This is a genomic window from Pectobacterium wasabiae CFBP 3304, from assembly GCF_001742185.1.
In the GTDB taxonomy this organism is placed as follows: Bacteria; Pseudomonadota; Gammaproteobacteria; order Enterobacterales; family Enterobacteriaceae; genus Pectobacterium; species Pectobacterium wasabiae.
This window is the reverse complement of record NZ_CP015750.1, coordinates 4,456,614-4,475,573: the sequence shown is the minus strand read 5'-3', so window position 1 is coordinate 4,475,573 and position 18,960 is coordinate 4,456,614. Positions and strand designations below refer to the sequence as shown.

General features: G+C 50.8%; 12 protein-coding genes. 8 read left to right on the top strand and 4 right to left on the bottom strand.

What is annotated here, in order from left to right; all coding sequences use genetic code 11:
* The first annotated feature begins 43 nt into the window (after positions 1-43).
* Complete coding sequence (locus A7983_RS20330; RefSeq protein WP_005972370.1) at positions 44-2,635, top strand: YdbH family protein; 2,592 nt, start codon at positions 44-46, stop codon at positions 2,633-2,635.
* 15 nt (positions 2,636-2,650) lie between these two features.
* The gene (locus A7983_RS20325; RefSeq protein WP_005972367.1) at positions 2,651-2,881 is read left to right on the top strand and encodes a YnbE family lipoprotein; all 231 of its coding nucleotides are present in this window, start codon (positions 2,651-2,653) and stop codon (positions 2,879-2,881) included.
* 48 nt (positions 2,882-2,929) lie between these two features.
* Here A7983_RS20325 and A7983_RS20320 read toward each other — a convergent pair whose 3' ends face one another.
* Positions 2,930-3,535: an FMN-dependent NADH-azoreductase gene (locus A7983_RS20320; protein WP_005972365.1), complete on the bottom strand. Its 606-nt coding sequence runs from the start codon at positions 3,533-3,535 to the stop codon at positions 2,930-2,932.
* A 318-nt stretch (positions 3,536-3,853) separates the two neighbouring features.
* On the opposite strand from A7983_RS20320, the gene hrpA reads away from it, so the two are divergent.
* Positions 3,854-7,741, top strand: coding sequence for an ATP-dependent RNA helicase HrpA (gene hrpA, locus A7983_RS20315; RefSeq protein WP_005972363.1), 3,888 nt, complete (start codon positions 3,854-3,856; stop codon positions 7,739-7,741).
* Positions 7,742-7,831: 90 nt separating this feature from the next.
* On the opposite strand, the gene A7983_RS20310 is transcribed toward hrpA, so the two are convergent.
* Together A7983_RS20310 and A7983_RS20305 are read right to left on the bottom strand one after the other, a co-directional pair.
* Positions 7,832-9,610 carry a sensor domain-containing phosphodiesterase gene (locus A7983_RS20310; protein WP_005972360.1) on the bottom strand — a complete coding sequence of 593 codons (1,779 nt, stop codon included), beginning with the start codon at positions 9,608-9,610 and terminating at the stop codon, positions 7,832-7,834.
* Positions 9,611-10,104: 494 nt separating this feature from the next.
* Complete coding sequence (locus A7983_RS20305) at positions 10,105-10,965, bottom strand: trypsin-like serine peptidase (protein ID WP_005972357.1); 861 nt, start codon at positions 10,963-10,965, stop codon at positions 10,105-10,107.
* 1,269 nt (positions 10,966-12,234) lie between these two features.
* Between A7983_RS20305 and fimA the strand changes: the two genes are divergently transcribed.
* The 5 genes from fimA (at position 12,235) to A7983_RS20280 (ending at position 17,916) form a co-directional block, all read left to right on the top strand.
* Positions 12,235-12,786 (top strand): type 1 fimbrial major subunit FimA, encoded by a 552-nt coding sequence (gene fimA / locus A7983_RS20300; RefSeq protein ID WP_005972351.1) that lies wholly within the window; start codon positions 12,235-12,237, stop codon positions 12,784-12,786.
* 124 nt (positions 12,787-12,910) lie between these two features.
* The gene (locus tag A7983_RS20295; RefSeq protein ID WP_039478514.1) at positions 12,911-13,570 is read left to right on the top strand and encodes a fimbria/pilus periplasmic chaperone; all 660 of its coding nucleotides are present in this window, start codon (positions 12,911-12,913) and stop codon (positions 13,568-13,570) included.
* An 81-nt stretch (positions 13,571-13,651) separates the two neighbouring features.
* On the top strand, positions 13,652-16,279 hold the full coding sequence (locus A7983_RS20290; protein ID WP_005972345.1) for a fimbrial biogenesis usher protein: 2,628 nt from the start codon (positions 13,652-13,654) through the stop codon (positions 16,277-16,279).
* An 8-nt stretch (positions 16,280-16,287) separates the two neighbouring features.
* Positions 16,288-17,325 carry a fimbrial protein gene (locus A7983_RS20285; protein WP_235778003.1) on the top strand — a complete coding sequence of 346 codons (1,038 nt, stop codon included), beginning with the start codon at positions 16,288-16,290 and terminating at the stop codon, positions 17,323-17,325.
* A 12-nt stretch (positions 17,326-17,337) separates the two neighbouring features.
* Positions 17,338-17,916: a fimbrial protein gene (locus tag A7983_RS20280; protein ID WP_005972341.1), complete on the top strand. Its 579-nt coding sequence runs from the start codon at positions 17,338-17,340 to the stop codon at positions 17,914-17,916.
* 54 nt (positions 17,917-17,970) lie between these two features.
* On the opposite strand, the gene A7983_RS20275 is transcribed toward A7983_RS20280, so the two are convergent.
* Positions 17,971-18,582, bottom strand: coding sequence for a helix-turn-helix domain-containing protein (locus tag A7983_RS20275; protein ID WP_005972338.1), 612 nt, complete (start codon positions 18,580-18,582; stop codon positions 17,971-17,973).
* Positions 18,583-18,960: the final 378 nt, after the last annotated feature.

Below are 18,960 nucleotides of genomic sequence, written 5' to 3'. Positions count from 1 at the left end.
GTAGATTTTTACAAATATTGAACGGGATGCTTAATATTCGCTAATGATTAAAAAATATGCACTTCCAATGGCGTTCCTGCTTGTCACTTTGCTATTGGTTTCCTGGCGGGCGATGCCGCAGTGGTTGCCGGGCTTAGCCAAAATTTGGCTACCGACGAACATGTCTTTGGCTGTAAAAGATACGTTGGGTTGGCAGAATAGCGGGTTACATAGCGAAGGTTTCAGCATTAAGGCTGGAGAGTGCGCGCTGCTTGATGTGCAGAATGTCACGCTGCGTTGGCATCGCTGGCAGTGGCATGCCGATATTGATGCCGTGACGTTAAACAGCGACTGTCTGCAATATGTGCCAGCGAGCGGCGACACTGAGCCATCTGCGCCGTTGTCGCAGTGGCAAGCGCGGCTGCCTGCTGCCGTTATTCAGGTGAAGAAATTTACGCTACAACCCTGGCAGGATTATGCCGGACAGGTGCGGTTCAGTAGTGATGGCAAACAGCAACAAACGCTCGATTATCAGGGTGAGCAGTTGGCGTTTAGGGCGGAACTGAATGATAAGCGCCTGACTCTGCATGAGAGCATGCTCGCCACACCAGCGGGGTTCGTGCGTCTGCAAGTCAGCGGTGAGATGGAATTAGCCGATACGCTGGGTGCCGCACCAGTGCAGGGGCGTCTCTCTGGGAAACTGGATTCAGGGCAGACGCCGGATCCACTTTCTCTCCTGCTGAATTGGCATAATCAGCAAGGCGAGCTGGTGCTGAATGCCGCGCATGATGAGGTGCCGCTGATATCGCTGCCGTGGCAACTGACGGATGAGGTGATTCAGGTTACTAATGGCATCTGGCGCTGGCCTTATGCGGATCAGCCACTCTCTGGGCAAGTGGCGATGACATTACAGCACTGGCGGCAAGGGTTGGATGCCACCACGATTAACGCGCGTTTGAATATGTTGACGCAAGGGCATAACGGCAAGGCTAACGCCGTGTTGGTACTCGGGCCAGGTAATATCGGCCTGCTCAACAGCGAATTGCGCTTTCAGCTTACCGGACAGGCTAACTTACCGGCGCTCTCCTTGACGGCGACGCTACCGGGGGTTTTGCAGGGTTCTATTCTCAATCCCGAACTCTCTCTTTTACCGGGCGCGCTGCTGCGTGCCTGGGGGACGCCCGCGCCGCAGATTTATCTGGAAGAGGCGCGTTGGCCGCTGGCGGGGGTTCGGGTGAGTGCGACGGGGGTGAATGGGCGGTTACAGGCGATTGTTAAGGCGCGGGAAGCATTCTGGGGGCGCTTTAATCTACACCTTGACGGTCAGGCGCAGGATTTCTGGCCGGATCAAGGGCAGTGGCAGTGGCGCTATTGGGGCAATGGTCGTCTGCCGCCGCTGAAAGGGCAATGGGATGTGGCCGGGCGAGGGCGCTGGCAGGATACCCTGATAGAAGTGAGCCAACTGTCGAGTGGGTTGGACCAACTGAGCTATGGCATGGTAACGGTGCATCAACCTCGTCTGACGATGACTGAGCCGCTTCGTTGGCAACGCGCCCGTTCAGGCGAACATTTTCAAGGGGCACTGCAAGTAGTCTCAGAGCGGACAAATTTCAGTAACGGTGGCTATCTGCCGCCTTCATTGCTAACGCTGGCGATGCAAGGGCGCAGCCCGGATGATTTCCAGCTACAGGGGCAGCTACAGGCTGAAGATATCGGGCCGGTCAAGCTGCGTGGGCGTTGGGATGGGGAACGGCTACGCGGTGGTGCGTGGTGGCCAACGCAGCCGCTTAAGGTGTTTCAACCTCTGCTTTCCCCGCTGTTGAAAATGAACATCCGCGCCGGACAGTTTTACGCTCAAGCGGCATTTTCCGCCGCGCGTAAAGAAGGGTTCAGCGCAGGCGGACACTGGGTAGTGAAAAATGGCGGACTGTGGTTACAGGATGGTGAAGTCAGCGGGGTAAATTTCGTCCTGCCTTACCGCCTGAAAGAGCAGCGCTGGCAATTGGGTGTCAGGCAACCCGTCACGCTGCGCATTGACGTGCTGGATAACCTGTTTAGGATGAGCAATATCCGTGTCGATCTACAGGGTTTTTATCCGTACAGTGAGCGACGGCCGCTGGTTATGTCTCAGGCTGACATGGATGTATTGAATGGGCATGTCGGCCTGTCCACGCTACGCTGGCCGCAGCGGGAACCCGCGTTGTTCACCGTTAAGCATGTCGATCTCAGCGAACTGACGACGGTGCTGAAGCAAAAGCAGTTTGCACTGTCCGGACGTGTGAGCGGCACGCTACCGCTGAATTTTAATCACCCGACTATGTTGATTGAACGCGGGCGTATTACCAATGATGGCTTCCTGACGCTGCGGCTGGACAATCAGTTGGCAGATGAGCTAGCGAGTAAAAACCTGGCGGGCGGCGCAGCGATTGGCTGGCTGCGTTATCTGGAGATCGGGCGTTCCTATGCCACACTTGACCTGAACAATCAGGGCGATCTGACATTAACGTCGCAGGTGCAGGGGAAAAATCCGCAGCTCAGCGCGAAACGACAGGTCATTCTTAACTATCGTCATCAGGAGAATATCTTCCAGCTCTGGCGTAGTCTGCGCTTTGGCGATAACTTGCTGGATACGCTGGAACAGCAGGCGAATGAATAAACTCAAGGCAGAACAATGAATAAAAGCGAGACAGTGTTGATGTGCTGCATGGTGGCTTTCCTGACGGGATGTGTGCCGCGTATTGAAGTCGCCGCTCCCAAAGAGCCGATCACTATCAATATGAATGTGAAGATCGAGCATGAGATTCACATCAAAGCGGATAAAGATGCGACGCAACTGCTGGAGCGATCGGACAATGCCGCAGGTGATGAAGTAAAGAAAAGCGCGCCGGAAGGCGCGCAATAATTAAGCCAATTAAAGCAATATAATGGCAAGGGTAGTAACGATGATTCGTTATGCAGTGACCAACTGAGACAGTTGTGTTTTTGCGTCTTCGGTCGCTTTCTGTGCAACATCAGGGCCGTAACCGTAGCCTTCTGCGAATACGAACTCCAGGTCGGTCAGACCGAGGAAGCCCAGGAACACACGCAGGTACGGTTCCAGCAGGTCGGTTGGTGTACCCTTATGGATACCACCGCGGCTGGTTAATACGATAGCGCGTTTGCCTTTCACCAGACCTTCAGGGCCTTGCTCGGTGTAGCGGAATGTCACACCCGCGCGTGCCACCAAGTCGAAGTAGTTCTTCAACTGAGTAGGAATGTTGAAGTTATACATTGGTGCAGCGATCACGATCACGTCATGTGCCTGCAATTCAGCGATTAAGTCATCGGACAGTTTCAGTGCTTCCTGCTGACGCGGAGTCAGCGTTGCATCGGATGGGCGCAGCGCACCGACTAATTCACCATCGAGAACCGGAATCGGTTGGGCGGCAAGGTCGCGAACGGTGATGCTATCGTCTGGATGGGCAGACTGCCACTGGGTGGTGAAGTGGTCGGCCAGTTGGTTTGACTGAGAATAACCTGCCAGAATGCTTGATTTCAGAACCAATACTTTGCTCATTGCCAATTCCTTTAGTGATTGAAGTGGGCGACAACATAACGCCCTTTGATGTGTCACATCTTATGCGGTGCTTTGGAAAGTGAAAAGTGCAAATATTCGAGGTCTTTATTCGATTTTCTTGAATAAGACAGTTCTTGCATACGACCGTTCTTACCCAAGACCAGATGGTGCCATTAGAGCCAGCTATGACAATGTGCTACTATCCACGGCTTAAAAATCCGTACCTTAAAATCAAGTTAGGCTCAATCGAGCCAGATTCGGCGGCGAGCATCGTCCCGGCAGAGAAAAGAATTAGAGAAACGATTAAGGAAGAGCAACGTGAAATCACCTCTCAGTGCATTATCTACGCAGTTAAGTGAGCTAATGCTTCGCGATCGGCAACGTTTGCGCCGTCGCTTGCAGGGCGCAGCGAAGATCAGCAGCCCGCAGGCTCAGGCCGCGATCGCTCAGGAAATTGAGGGGGAAATTGTTGCGGCGCGCCAGAAAGTTGAGAATCGGCGGGCAAACTGTCCGACAATTCACTACCCTGAGCAGTTGCCCGTTAGTCAGAAAAAAGACGAGATATTGGAGGCGCTGCGTCATCATCAGGTGATTATCGTCGCCGGTGAAACGGGATCGGGTAAGACCACGCAGTTGCCGAAAATCTGTCTCGAACTGGGGCGTGGTGTGCATGGTCTGATTGGCCACACGCAGCCACGCCGTCTGGCTGCCAGAACCGTCGCCGACCGTATTGCCGCAGAGTTGGAAACGCCGCTGGGTGGCAGCGTCGGGTATAAAGTCCGTTTTAACGATCAGGTCGGTGACAATACGCTAGTCAAACTGATGACCGACGGTATTCTGCTGGCGGAAATTCAGCAGGATCGCCTGTTGATGCAGTATGACACGCTGATCATCGATGAAGCGCACGAGCGCAGCCTGAATATCGATTTCATCATGGGCTATTTGCGCCAACTGTTGCCAAAGCGCCCTGATTTAAAAGTGATTATCACCTCGGCTACCATCGATCCGCAGCGCTTCTCACGCCATTTTAATAATGCACCGATCATTGAAGTATCGGGTAGAACGTATCCGGTGGATGTGCGTTACCGTCCCGTGGTGGAAGACGCTGATGACAGCGAGCGCGATCAGCTACAGGCGATTTTTGATGCCGTTGATGAGCTGACGCGCGAAGGGCCAGGTGACATACTGGTCTTCATGAGCGGCGAGCGTGAAATCCGCGATACGGCAGAGGCGTTGACCCGTCTGGATTTGCCGCATACCGAAATTTTGCCACTGTATGCACGTTTGTCGAATCAGGAGCAAAACCGTGTCTTTCAGTCACATCATGGTCGCCGCATCGTGCTGGCGACCAACGTGGCGGAAACTTCACTCACCGTGCCGGGGATCCGCTATGTGATCGATCCCGGTACTGCGCGTATCAGTCGCTATAGCTTCCGCACTAAGGTTCAACGTCTACCGATTGAACCGGTCTCGCAGGCATCGGCGAATCAGCGTAAAGGGCGCTGTGGTCGTGTTGCCGCTGGGGTGTGTATTCGCCTCTATTCCGAGCAGGATTTCCTCTCTCGACCTGAGTTTACCGATCCCGAAATTCTTCGCACCAATCTGGCTTCCGTCATTTTGCAAATGACGTCGCTGGGGTTAGGGGACATCGCCGCGTTCCCGTTTGTTGAAGCGCCGGATAAGCGCAACATTCAAGACGGCGTGCGCTTGCTGGAGGAACTGGGCGCGATTCATCTGGCAGAGAACGGGCATTACCATCTAACGCCGCAAGGGCAGCAGTTAGCGCAATTGCCGATTGATCCACGCCTGGCGCGTATGGTGCTGGAAGCACGTAAAATGGGCTGTGTGCGTGAGGTGATGGTAATTACTGCCGCGCTGTCGATTCAGGACCCGCGCGAAAGGCCGATGGATAAGAAGCAGGCGTCAGATGAAAAACACCGTCGCTTTGCCGATAAAGACTCTGATTTTCTGGCCTTCGTCAATCTGTGGGACTATCTGCGTGAGCAGCAGAAGGCGCTGTCTTCCAGCCAGTTCCGGCGTCAGTGCCGTACCGATTTCCTTAACTACCTGCGCGTTCGTGAATGGCAGGATATCTACACGCAGTTGCGTCAGGTGGTGAAAGAGTTGGGGTTGCCGGTCAACAGTGAACCGGCTGATTATCTGAGTATTCACTGCTCGCTGCTCACTGGCTTGTTGTCGCATATCGGACAGAAAGATATTGAGAAACAAGAATTCAGCGGCGCGCGTAACGCCCGGTTTGCCATCTTCCCTGGCTCCGGGTTATTCAAAAAGCCGCCTAAGTGGACGATGGTGGCTGAACTGGTGGAAACCAGCCGCCTATGGGGACGCATCGCCGCACGTATTGAACCTGAGTGGATCGAACCGCTGGCTCCGCATCTGATTAAACGGAGCTACAGCGATCCTCACTGGGAGAAAGCGCAGGGCACGGTGATGGCGCAGGAGAAGGTGACGCTCTTCGGGCTGCCGATTGTTGCGGCGCGTAAGGTGAACTACAGCCCAATCGATCCGACGCTGGCACGTGAGATGTTCATCCGCCACGCGCTGGTGGAAGGCGATTGGCAAACGCATCACGCTTTTTTCCGCGCCAACCTCAAGTTGCTGGCGGAGGTGGAGGATTTAGAGCATAAATCGCGCCGCCGCGACATTTTGGTGGACGATGAAACGCTGTTTGCGTTTTACGATCGGCGTTTGCCGCATGACGTTGTGTCGTCACGCCATTTTGACAAATGGTGGAAAGGTGCCAGCCGCGACAACGCCGATCTGCTTAATTTTGAAAAAAGCATGTTGATTAAAGACGGCGCGGAAAAGGTGAGTGCGCTGGATTACCCGAATTTCTGGCATCAGGACAACTTGAAATTACGCTTGTCCTATCAGTTTGAGCCGGGCACGGATGCGGATGGGGTAACGGTACACATTCCGCTGCCTATTCTCAATCAGGTGCGGGAAGATGGCTTCGAGTGGCAGATTCCCGGCGTGCGTCGCGAACTGGCTATCGCGCTGATTAAATCGTTGCCTAAGCCGTTACGCCGTAACTTTGTCCCTGCACCGAACTATGCAGAGGCGTTTCTGGCGCGTACCACGCCCTTGGAGAAAGGGGTATTGGATGCGCTGGAACGTGAACTGCGTCTGATGACGGGCGTCACGGTGCCGCGTGAGGCATGGCAGTGGGATCAGGTGCCCGATCATCTAAAAATCACGTTCCGCGTTATCGATGAGAAAAATCGGACGCAGCGAGAAGGTAAAGACCTGAGTGCGCTGAAAGATCAGCTCAAGGATAAAGTGCAACAAACGCTGTCATCCGTGGTGGATGACGGGCTGGAGCAGCGTGGTCTGCACGTCTGGAGCTTTGGTTCACTTCCGGATTGTTATGAGCAGAAACGAGGTGGCTACTCGGTCAAAGCCTATCCTGCGTTGGTGGATGAAAAAGACAGCGTGGCGATCCGCTTGTTTGACACACCACACCAGCAACAGCAGGTCATGCGGCAGGGGCTGCGTCGTCTGTTGTTATTGAATATTCCGTCGCCGATCAAATACCTGCACGAAAAACTGCCGAACAAGGCGAAACTCGGCCTCTATTTCAACCCCTATGGTAAGGTGCTGGATCTCATCGATGACTGTATCGCCTGCGCGGTAGACAAACTGATTGAATCATCCGGTGGTCCGGTCTGGCAGGAAGATGCATTTCAGCAGTTGCATGAAAAAGTACGTGCAGAGCTGAACGAAACGGTGGTGGATATCGCCAAACAGGTTGAGCAAATCTTGACAGCGGTGTTCGCCATCAACAAGCGGCTGAAAGGGCGTGTAGACATGGCAATGGCGCTGGCATTGAGTGATATCAAGAGCCAGTTGAGCGGTCTGGTATTCCGTGGTTTTGTGACCCAGAACGGTTGGCAACGCCTGCCGGATGTACTGCGCTATCTGCATGCGATAGAACGCCGTCTGGAGAAGCTGGCGCAGGATGTCCACCGTGACAGGGCGCAGATGCTGAAAGTTGAACAGGTTCAACAGGCATGGCAGCAGTGGTCGAATAAGTTGCCTATGGAACGACGTGACGATGACGACGTGAAGGCAGTACGCTGGATGCTGGAAGAGCTGCGCGTCAGTTACTTTGCTCAACAGCTAGGGACACCGTTCCCGATCTCGGATAAGCGCGTATTGCAGGCGATGGAGCAGATTGAAGGGTAATTTTCTCAGGCGCATAGGTCGGCGGCACTGGCTGCCGACTGCGTGCGGTAACATCTTGCTTTGACGGTGGTGTTACTATTACGGATGATACTATTCCGACGTGCGTGAGGCGTACTCATCCATCCAGGTAATGAACGCTTCCGGTGGGATAGGTCGGGAAAAATAATAACCCTGAACTTCATCACAGCCAAAACGAGCCAGATGCTCGAGCGTTTCCTTATTCTCTACGCCTTCAGCCAGCACGATATAATCTAATTTGTGCAGCATGTTGATAATTGACTGCACAATGACGCGGCTCTTACGGTCAGTTTTTATATCTTTAATCAGCGACTTATCCAGCTTTATCACCGTTGAGGGGATATTACGCAGGTAGCTTAAGTTGCTATACCCCGTGCCGAAATCATCGAGAGCAATAGTAAACCCCATCTGTTTCAGCGTTTGGATGGTGGCGAGTGTTTCCGCGCTTTCAATGATTTTCTGCGTTTCGACACACTCGATATCAATGTCCTGAGGCGTGAGGCCGTGGTTGTCCAGTATGGCGACAAGACGTGGGATGAAGTCATTCTCGGAAAAATTTCTGGCAGAGACATTAATGGATACCGGGAAGTTTAACCCCTCCTGACGCCACTGTTTCACCTGGCTTGCCGCTTTCCGGGTAACCCAGTCAGTTAATGGGCGCATCAATGTCGTCCCTTCCGCTAGTGGAATGAACTGATCAGGATAAATCTCACCTAGTGTGGGGTGACGCCAGCGAATCAGCGCTTCTGCACCAATAACGGTGTTGGTTTTAATACTCAACTTCGGCTGGTACACCAAATAGAGACCCGGCTTATTATTCTGTACAACATCAGCTAACTCATTGAGTAAGGTAAACGCGGTTTGCTGGGCTTGATCTGCCTCGGGTTCATAAGCGCACTGTCGGGTATTTTTGGCGATTGCGGCGCGCAGGGCGCTCATAGATTCACGTAAAATCCCCTGCGGATCGCTGGCCGGGATCTGGAATTCAGTGTACCCAACGAAAAGTTCCAGTTTAAGCGGGATATGGCTGGTGATACTTTCATGGATCCGCTCTGCACAAGCATCAAGCTCTGCCAGAGTTTGCGCCTTTTTATCCGCCTTCACCAGCAGAGCGAAACGACCAACCGCCGCACAATAAAGGTTATCTGGTGAACTCAAACTGAGACGCAGGAAGATGCCGATATCTTTCAGCAGGCCTTCTACGGTCGGCATACCTAATGCACACCCCATTTCATAGGCGTAAGAAATATCGATGGTATCAATCAGGATGAGTAGGTAGCGTTCGTGAATGTCGGTAATGTGGCTGATGTCGTCGATCAGATGCTGGCGGTTGGGTAACAGGGTCACCCCATCAATCAGGCCAATGGCGTTACGGTATTCGATTAAAACCATCGCCACCGCGGCTAAATCATGCAGTAAACGCAGTTGTATCTTACTGAAGGTTCGCGGAACGTAATCAATGACGCAGAATGTACCGATGGAATAGCCTTCTTTGGTCTTAAGCGGTACGCCAGCATAAAAGCGGATAAAAGGCTTGCCCGTTACATAGGGGCTATCATTAAAGCGGTTGTCCTGAATGGCATCGGGGCAGACAAAGTGTTGACCTGTTTGTACGATAAAATGATCAAAAGAACCGATTTTATCCATATCATCCAGAGGAAAATGGGTTTTCGCTTTAACATGCAGAGATTTAGTGCCAGTGAGTGTCACGAGCGCCGTCGGGGTTTCGAGCAGTTCGCAGGCCAGTTTCGTGAGCTTATGAAGAATATCGTCTTGAGATATATCGGATTTCTGTAATTCGTCGAGAGTCTGCATGCGTTTTTTTTCATCATGGCTCAAATGTTTTAACATGTAGACTCTTCCTTTCCGCAATAATAATCGCGACGACATCAATTTAATTTAACGGCGACACAATAACATAGAGGTTAAAAGTTGAGGTAACTTATTATACCACTTTTATCTTTCAGTTAAGCCCCTAAGGATCCGTTGACTTAACCGGTGTTTTTGACGTTTAGCGTTCAGTATACATTCTTGCTGTTTTTCAATTGGTTGGTTGGGGGTTGAGCGAGTTGACTGAGGAGGTGCTCGGCGAATAAATAATAATCTAATTATAAAAAAGACATTTTTCATGGGATAGAAATAGATCTTTGATAATTGTCACGCCTGTTATGGATCACGACAATATGGATGATATACCCGTCATACTTCAAACCGTATGTGCCTTAGCTTTTCTTATTCACTCTGATAAGAATAGAACAGATATTTTTTTATACCATGAGGCCAGTGGGCAATGCCTCCGTCAGGCGGTCGGTTTCCGCCGGACGGAGGGCACTACGCCGTGGACGTTAGCGTTGTTTTGGTGAGCTTGGTTTTGGCGAACTTGTCTCTGGCGAACTTAGTTTTGCCAGCGTTTCTAACTGCTGACGAATGGCAGTAACAGAAACCGCGCGATTATCGGCCTGCTCGCGCTCACTGGCATCGGGGGCTGAGCTTTGGATCCCCATGAGCACCCAGCCTGTCGCCGAGTTTAACATGAGAGGGGAACCGCTATCGCCAGGCAGCGTATCACACTGATGTGCCACAACGGCGGCCTGAACCCAGCCTGTGATTATGCAATCCTGATGGCGATATAGCGTATCCTGATGATCCTCTGGGTAACCCGCCTGAGTGACACGTTGCCCGCTGTCGCGTAAAGCCTGCATTAATTCCTGGCGACTACCTTGCCATAGTGTGAGTGGGCGAATTCCTGGTGGCGTTTGCTTTAGCCGAATCAGGGCATAATCCAGCGGTGCCGCCGAAGGCGGAACGATCCATCCCTCGCCGTCGGCTTTCAATTTTTTGGCGAGCGTTTTATTCGCCAGCGCTTCAATTTCCGTGGTTTCATAACGCCAGCCATTTTCTGTCGCCAGAAAGCGCAGCGCGACGGGTTTATCTATTTCGCCTGCCGGAGGGGTAACCACGCAATGCCCAGCCGTCAGCGCCAAATGGGGGGAAATAAGCGTCGCGGTACAGAGATTGCCGCTAGTGGTTTCCAATTGCCCAATAGCCTGCCATGGCCAAACTGTTGTGTCGGGAACGATGTCCCGATCGTCGTGATTAAAAAATAAAATTTTTTGCTGCGTTGCGGCGTCTGTTGATACTGATTCAGCCCAACTTAACGGGGTGATGAAGGATAATGAACATAGCAACCAGGCTGATATGCGCATGTCGTCAATGAACCTTATGATGAACGTCATTTTGAGGCGCTAAATATAGCGTGTTGCCTTAACTATAGATGTAATTGTTCGTGCAGAGCGGGAAATTAAAATGTTATCGAGTGTAAAAGGTGTTTGTTTTGTGGATGATTAATCCTGTTCATTATGTGATGAACGCGACGCCGTGGCGTCGCGCCCTTGAATCAGCAGAAACGGAGCGTTGCGGTAAGCGCTTTCGTTTCATCGGCTTTATTCGTAACTTACCGTCACGATACGGACCTGTGAACTCAGGTTTTTTGAACTCACAGAACCGATGCCTTGTGGCAATGTGTGCGAACCGTTTTTAACGTGTAGCGTTTGTACTTCCCCTTGTCGTGCACAACTGACCCTCACATTACTTGACTGGGTCGTAACATCGCAGACGGGTTCGACGATGGCACCAACGAAGCGAATGATACCTGTCGACGAAGGTGATGAGGCGAAGGTATACGGTGTGGCAGCCATCATGGAGAGCAATATGATTGAAGTTTGCAGGATTTTTTTCATTATGACGATCTCGGTATTGCCTGGTGTGTAATGGTATAAACGGCATAGAATGAAAAAACTTTATCACGCCTAAACTTTTGTTTAGTAACGTTCGCGCAACGTGAATAATATTTTTTAAAATCAGTGCATTACACCATATAACGACAGCGTATTTCTGTCGTGGTCAGTTGGTGTATCGCCGTGCCTACTGTTTTGTCATTAGGTACGTTTCCGCAATACCGTTATTTCTTCTTTTCCCTTGTGTGAACCTCTTTTTTATTTCCTTGCTGGTTACCGCCGCCATTTTACCGTCAGGCTTATTTAAGCCGCAGAGTCACCGTGAAACACATAAAAAAACAAACATACGAGCCCATTTGACTCATTTTATTCGTTCGTGTCTTTTTACGATTATTCACGGCTAAATAACGAAAAAAATTTATATGTTTAATTTATTCCTTTTTTCGGTCTTAAATTTTAATGATTTTTATTTTTTGAATTTTAATCCTGCATTCTTGGGGTTTTATCAAGACCATGCCAACTTTTACAAAATAACCATCATGAAAAATATTTATTAACGCATCGCGACGGGAAAGCGCGTAGGCCATCTTGCCCGCACGTTTTTTCGTGTTGAAGGACGTCAGAGTATTCCTGACTGATGCACTAAAAAAAGGATCGAGACGTCGCTTTAGCGACAGAGCCACGATTGTTTTTTAAATGCGATCGTTAACTTTTATCTGTTATCAGGAAATATAAGTTATGCATAAATCTTTACTCAATACCTTGATTGGTGCCTCATTGTTGTCATCCAGCTTTACTATTTTTGCGGCCACCGTTGCTGGTGGAACCGTACATTTCAAAGGTGAAATCGTTAATGCCGCTTGTGCGGTCAGTACCAATACGGCAGACCAGGTTGTGAACCTGGGACAATACCGTACCGCCCGTTTTACTGGGGTTGGAACTTACTCCGGCAAAGTCCCTTTCACTATCAATCTCGAAGATTGTGATTCCACCGTATCCACCACCGCTGCTGTCGCCTTTACTGGTACTGCTGATGCGAATGACAACACCGTCCTGGCCGTCAGCAATATCGGCGGTGGAGCCTCTGGCGCCGCAGGCGGTGTGGGTATTGAAATCTCCGATCGTGCCGGCACGGTTCTGACGCCAAATGGTGCCGTCTACTCAGCCCCACAAACGCTGAATGATGGCAGCAACGTGCTGGCATTCAGTGCGCGTTATAAAGCCACGCAAGCGACCGCTACACCGGGCGCGGCAGATGCCGATGCCACGTTCACCATCGATTATCAATAAGAACGGCTAGCAGGGAAGTTATAAAGCCAGGGATGGCGTTTTATACCCCATTCAACAACACTTTATCGTGAGGTGGTGTGTGCAGAATTCATCTCTTTTATTCCGATCTTTCTTGTTTGGACTGATGTCTTTTTCTTTATTCATTGCTCAACAGGCACAGGCTGGCGGTATCGCGCTGGGAGCCACACGAGTGATTTATCCCGCAGAGGCCAATCAGGCTTCGCTTTCAATTATTAATAGTGATGAAAAAAACCGCTTTTTAATTCAATCCTGGGTGGAAGATAAGGATGGTAATAAAACCACGGATTTTCTGGCGACGCCGCCGCTTTTTGTGGTGAAGCCTAAGGGCGAAAATACGCTGCGACTGATGCATGTCGGGGCGTCTTTACCGACCGATCGCGAGTCCGTTTACTGGCTCAACGTGAAAGCGATTCCCGCCGTTGATAAGCGTGACCTTCAGGACAAAAACGCGCTGCAATTGGCGGTGTTATCCCGGATAAAACTTTTTGTTAGACCCGCCAACCTGACGCAGGGGGCAGATAGCGCATCGACTACGCTGCGCTTTCAGCAGTCGAGCAATACACTCACGATCACCAATCCTTCTCCCTACTTTATTACGCTGGTCAACCTCCAATCGGGTAGTCAGAAACTCCCTAATACCATGGTCTCACCTAAAAGTTCAGCATCCGTGACGTTGCCGGACAACGCATCCGGTGCGGTGAGTTACCAGACGATTAACGACTACGGTGCGATGACGCCGCGCGTCATGGGCTCAGGGCTATGAAACGGTGAGATACCAGCCGTCATCGGGTTGCATTGCGACGACTGCCTGTGCTTTTCATCGTCATAGATGAGGAATTTTTGTATGCGTTCACAACCTACACAACCATCTTCAGCCGCATGTTATCGCGCCGTGCCGACGTGCCTGCGCTGGTATCCGGCTATGATGCTATGTCTGGCATTTCCACTACACGGTGAGGCTGAAACCTTCTTTAATCCGACATTTTTATCGGACGACCCTTCCGCCATCGCCGATCTTTCTCGCTTTGATAAAGGCGAAGGACAACCGCCGGGCGTCTATCGGGTAGAGATTTATGTTAATGCCGAATATGCGGTTTCTCGTGATATTGCGTTTCAAGTGCGCACGCCTTCCGATAAATCTTTCGGCGACGATACTGGCCTTGAGCCTTGTCTGACGACCACGCTGCTGGAACAACTTAATGTCAATCTGCGATCTTTTTCCTCTCTACGTGACGAGTCCGCTTCTGCGTGTGTCAATGTGCCGCAGGCGATCCCCGATGCCCGCGTGGATTTTGACTTTGAACTACAGAGATTGAATATCAGCTTGCCGCAGATTGCGCTGAAAAACGCTGGACGGGGATACATTTCGCCGGAAGAGTGGGATGAGGGCATCACGTCGGCATTGTTTAATTATCAGTTCACCGGCAGTAATACGCACGGCAACGCCCGCAGTGACAGCTATTTCCTCAATCTGGATAGTGGGGTGAACTGGAACGGATGGCGATTGCGTGATTACTCCACCTGGCGTTATTCCCGTTATGCAAATTTGCGCTATAACGAATTTCAGCACGTCAGCACTTATTTACAACGTGCCATCATTCCCTGGCGTAGCGAATTGACCATCGGTGACAGCAATACGGTAGGAGAGGTTTTCGATAGTTTGGGATTTCGCGGCGTCCAGATTGCGTCTGATGATGCCATGCTGCCGGACAGCCTGAGAGGGTTCGCACCAACGATCAGAGGGATTGCTAAAAGCAACGCCCGTGTCACCATCCGACAAAATGGCTATGTTATTTATCAATCCTATGTTGCGCCCGGCGCATTCGAAATTACCGATCTTTACCCTACGTCATCCAGCGGTGACTTACAGGTGACCATTACTGAGAGCGACAGCTCGGCGAACAGTTTTGTTGTGCCTTATTCCGCCGTGCCGCTACTTCAGCGTGAAAATCGGATGAAATATACCGCGATGCTCGGTAAATATCGCAGTAACAATGCGCAACAAGATCAGCCCTTTTTTGGCCAGGGCACACTGATTTGGGGGCGCTCGGCGGGGGTGACGCTATATGGCGGTACTCAACTCGCTGAAGACTATCAGGCGTTAACGCTGGGGACGGGTAAGAATCTTGGTGATTGGGGGGCTTTTTCTGCCGACCTCACTCAGGCTTACAGCACGTTGTCGGATGGCAGCGATCATCGTGGGCAGTCGCTACGTTTCCTGTATGCCAAATCACTGAATGACTTGGGGACTAACTTTCAGATTCTGGGCTATCGCTACTCAACCAAGGGGTTTTTTACGCTGGATGAGGCGAGCTATAAAAACATGAGTGGTTACACGGTCGATTTTACCGATGCTCAGCCTGTTGTGCGTGACTACTACAATCTGAATAACGCGAAGAAAAGCAGGATGCAGATGAATATCACCCAACAACTGGGTGATGGACGCGGATCGCTATTTTTGACGGGAAGCCGACAGGATTATTGGCATACCGAGGGCACGAACGATCTGCTGCAAATTGGCTACAGCAACGTGTACCGTGGCGTGAGTTATAACCTGAGCTACAGCTATAACAAGAATCAAGGGCTGGAAGAGCGAAATCGGCTGTTTGCTTTTAACCTTTCGATTCCACTGGGCCAGTGGCTCAGCGGACACCGAGAGAGTGTTAGCCTTCGGCATTTACAGAATACCGCGTACACCACGTACAACATGACATCGGACAATCAGGGGCGCACGTTACAGCAGGTTGGGCTCAGTGGCACAATGCTGTCTGAAGGCAACCTCAACTACAACGTCTCCCAAGGGTATGGCAACCGCGGCATCGGGAACAGTGGGAACGTAGGGCTTGGTTATCAGGGCACCTATGGTAACAGCAATGCCAACTACAACTACACGCACAATAGCCGCCAGCTTAACTATGGGGTCAGTGGTGGTGTGGTGGCACATGCTGATGGCGTCACGTTTAGCCAACCATTGGGCGATACCAACGTACTGATCAAAGTGCCCGGAGCCAGCCGTGTCAAAGTGGAGAACACCACCGGTATCCAGACTGACTGGCGCGGCTATGCCGTCATTCCCTATGCCAGCGTTTATCGTAATAACCGTATTGCGCTGGACGTCAATTCGTTAAATCAAAACACCGAAGTCAACAATTCTGTCGCCAACCTCGTGCCAACACGGGGAGCGCTGGTGCGTGCCAACTTTACCGCCTATCAAGGGGGGCGAGCGCTGATTTCACTGCAACAGCGCAATGGTCGGCCGGTTCCCTTTGGCGCGTTCGTCTCCCGCGTGGACAGTGATAGCACCGGTATTGTGGGGGATGATGGGCAGGTATTTCTGTCCGGGCTAGCCCCTGAAGGTGAACTGAAGGTCGCGTGGGGAAGTGATTCACAGCAGCAATGTACGCTTCGCTACGCACTACCAGACGGTAGTGAAAACCAACCGATTTCCTACACTAAGGCGATATGTCAATGACATTACTGATGAAAAAAAACAAAAGCGCCACGCGCAGTCGTGCGTGGTGGCGCGGTGTTACCGCTGCGGGTCTACTGGGAATGGCGGGTCAGGCTAGCGCGGTGCAATGCACGACATCAAGCGGTTCACCGTTAACGTATGACTACACTTACGCATTAGCCTCCAGCCAGAACTATGTCGGATATGTGACAGGGTGGAATGAAAAAAACGATGCGGGCTCCTATACGATAAGCGGCCCATGTAATAACCGAGATACCGTTTATTATTCGGCACAGCCTGGACCGTCATTGGTTCTGGCGTCAACGGAAAGCGGCGTGAACTGGTTTGATATTACCGGCAATGATTACCTCCAGGTGTCATCGCGTATTTTTGTCTATAACCGGACTTCGGGAGGGACATTTCATAATGTGCCGTTTACCGATGTGAATAACAACTGCGCGGGACTGTGTGGCGGGAATGCGACGACAGGCAGCCGAGTTCAGGTGAACTTCCGTATCAAGCGTAAGTTTGTGGGAATTTCTAATATCCCGATGGCACCCATTTTTTATCTCTATGGCAATCAGGGAGGCGATGGTCAAAGCGTGGGATCGCCGCTCGTGATCGGCTATATGAGCGGTTCGGTCACGGTTCCCCAGAGTTGTGCCTTGAATGCAGGACAGATCATCAGCATTGATTTTGGCGGGATTTCATCAGGATTGTTTAACACTGCAGGGGAAAAACCGGTTGGTGTTTCTCCTGTGACGCGGACGATTGGGATTGCTTGTAACGGTATCGATGCACAGGCGAGCCTATCGATGCGGCTTCAGGCCGATCGTGTGTCTGGTGATATGGTCGTTTCTGACAATCCTGATGTGGGATTTATGGTCACCGACAGTGGAAACAACCCATTGACGCCGAACGATATTGCAAGCGTGATCCCCTTTACGTTGGATGAAACGGCAAGTGCGAATGTGGCGATCACCGCGTATCCGGTCAGCGTGACAGGGAATAAGCCTCAGGAAGGCGTTGCGACAGCAAATGCCTATCTGCGCGTCGATTTTTACTAAGAGGGGAAATCGATGAACCGACTTCAGGGTGTGATGGCGTGTATCGTGCGTACACGAATGACATGGACAGTTCGTTTCTGCTTGGTTTTTTCGATCGCGACTGTCTGTGCGTTGATACCCGCGCGGGCCGATCTGGGACTGACCAACGTGCGGCTCACTGCGACGCTGCTGGCGAACAGTTGCAGCGTTAGTGCGGGAACGCAGGAACAAACGGTCGACCTCGGCACGTGGCCAAGCAAACAGTTTGCGGTAGGATCGCAAAATTCGAATCCGACGCGCTTCGAGATTGTTCTGGAGAACTGCGGGGTGGCGGCGTCTGGCGTTGAGGTGACATTTTATGGCAGTGCGCCAGCGGTGGATAATACGCTGCTGGCGCTTAACGCTGGTAGCAGCGCGACCAATATTGCTGTGGCGATTCTGGATAGCGAACGTCGTCGTTTGGCGCTTGGGCAACCGATGCCCCTTTATGCGCTGTCGGCTAACGCTGCCCGCGTGGCACTGGTTTTTTATGGGCAGTATGTTGCGATCGGCACGCCAGTGACGGTCGGCTCTGCCAATGCGGATGCAACATTTACGCTAACCTACCTGTAAGCTTTGGAGAATTCTATTCAGAAGGGATGACGGGTCTGGTGACCCGTCCTGGTATTAATTACATTCCGTGAGGTGACGTAATTTACCGCGCTCCAGCGTAATTAAGCCTTGCTGTTGTAGCTGCTTCAGCCCCCGTTTTATCGTACTTTTTGAGAGTGAGGTACGTTGGGAAATATACGACAGAGCAGAAAAGCATCGTTTGACATCAGGGGGGAGTTGATTCAGTGAACGTAGCATCTTATGCACGATGGAAAGTGAATCACCATGATTACCGATACAATGGTCAATCAATGCATGAAATCCGGTATTAACAATCGCTAAAACATCGTCGAAGCGTTCATAAGCTGTAATAATGCGCATCGCGGTATTGAAAGGAATACTGCGGATTTTCCCATAATCGACCCTTTCCAGATAGAGTTCTCCACCATCGAGTGTCACCATGGACCAACCGATGATAGCGGGTGATAATATAACGGAAATAACTTTATCATCGATTGACTGTTTCATTAAGAATGTTCCTTCATCCAAAAAATAAATAACTTGCTCTCCTGATGGATAAAAGAAATAAAGTCGTTTCCCTTTGATGACTTTAGTCGGCGGGGCGATATTACTGTGTGGTGAAAGTATTTTTGTGATTCTAAAAATAGAGGTATTTAATTCTTTCATTGAAAGCCTGTGCATGATCGAGTTATAACGCGTCCATTTCGTTTTATGATGGATGTAAATTCCTTAGAAATAGTAATTAATTCTTGTGGTTTTAAAAGCCAATTCGTATTTGACTAAGTGTATTGTCGTTTTTTATCAATAAATACCGCCTTGTTTTAAATGATTGTGTGGTTAGCATTTATAGTACTAATGAAAATGGCATACGCTGCCGCAGCACGGTGTTTTTTGCATCGTGTATATCTTAGAGAATTAAACCTTGTAATTAGTGTGCTTTTTTTAATAATAAAAATACGTTGAGATCCAAGCTGATTTGTTATTGGTTTCGAAATTGTAGTTTAAGATTTAGATAATTCCATTCTTATTGATGGATTTATCCTC

What these genes read in the sequence shown, in the direction of transcription:
- A7983_RS20290 (WP_005972345.1), top strand. Translation starts at nt 13,652, where the DNA reads ATGCGTTCACAACCTACACAACCATCTTCAGCCGCATGTTATCGCGCC.
- A7983_RS20310 (WP_005972360.1), bottom strand. Translation starts at nt 9,610, where the DNA reads ATGTTAAAACATTTGAGCCATGATGAAAAAAAACGCATGCAGACTCTC.
- A7983_RS20330 (WP_005972370.1), top strand. Translation starts at nt 44, where the DNA reads ATGATTAAAAAATATGCACTTCCAATGGCGTTCCTGCTTGTCACTTTG.
- A7983_RS20285 (WP_235778003.1), top strand. Translation starts at nt 16,288, where the DNA reads ATGAAAAAAAACAAAAGCGCCACGCGCAGTCGTGCGTGGTGGCGCGGT.
- fimA (WP_005972351.1), top strand. Translation starts at nt 12,235, where the DNA reads ATGCATAAATCTTTACTCAATACCTTGATTGGTGCCTCATTGTTGTCA.
- A7983_RS20305 (WP_005972357.1), bottom strand. Translation starts at nt 10,965, where the DNA reads ATGCGCATATCAGCCTGGTTGCTATGTTCATTATCCTTCATCACCCCG.
- A7983_RS20275 (WP_005972338.1), bottom strand. Translation starts at nt 18,582, where the DNA reads ATGAAAGAATTAAATACCTCTATTTTTAGAATCACAAAAATACTTTCA.
- A7983_RS20295 (WP_039478514.1), top strand. Translation starts at nt 12,911, where the DNA reads ATGTCTTTTTCTTTATTCATTGCTCAACAGGCACAGGCTGGCGGTATC.
- A7983_RS20320 (WP_005972365.1), bottom strand. Translation starts at nt 3,535, where the DNA reads ATGAGCAAAGTATTGGTTCTGAAATCAAGCATTCTGGCAGGTTATTCT.
- A7983_RS20280 (WP_005972341.1), top strand. Translation starts at nt 17,338, where the DNA reads ATGAACCGACTTCAGGGTGTGATGGCGTGTATCGTGCGTACACGAATG.
- A7983_RS20325 (WP_005972367.1), top strand. Translation starts at nt 2,651, where the DNA reads ATGAATAAAAGCGAGACAGTGTTGATGTGCTGCATGGTGGCTTTCCTG.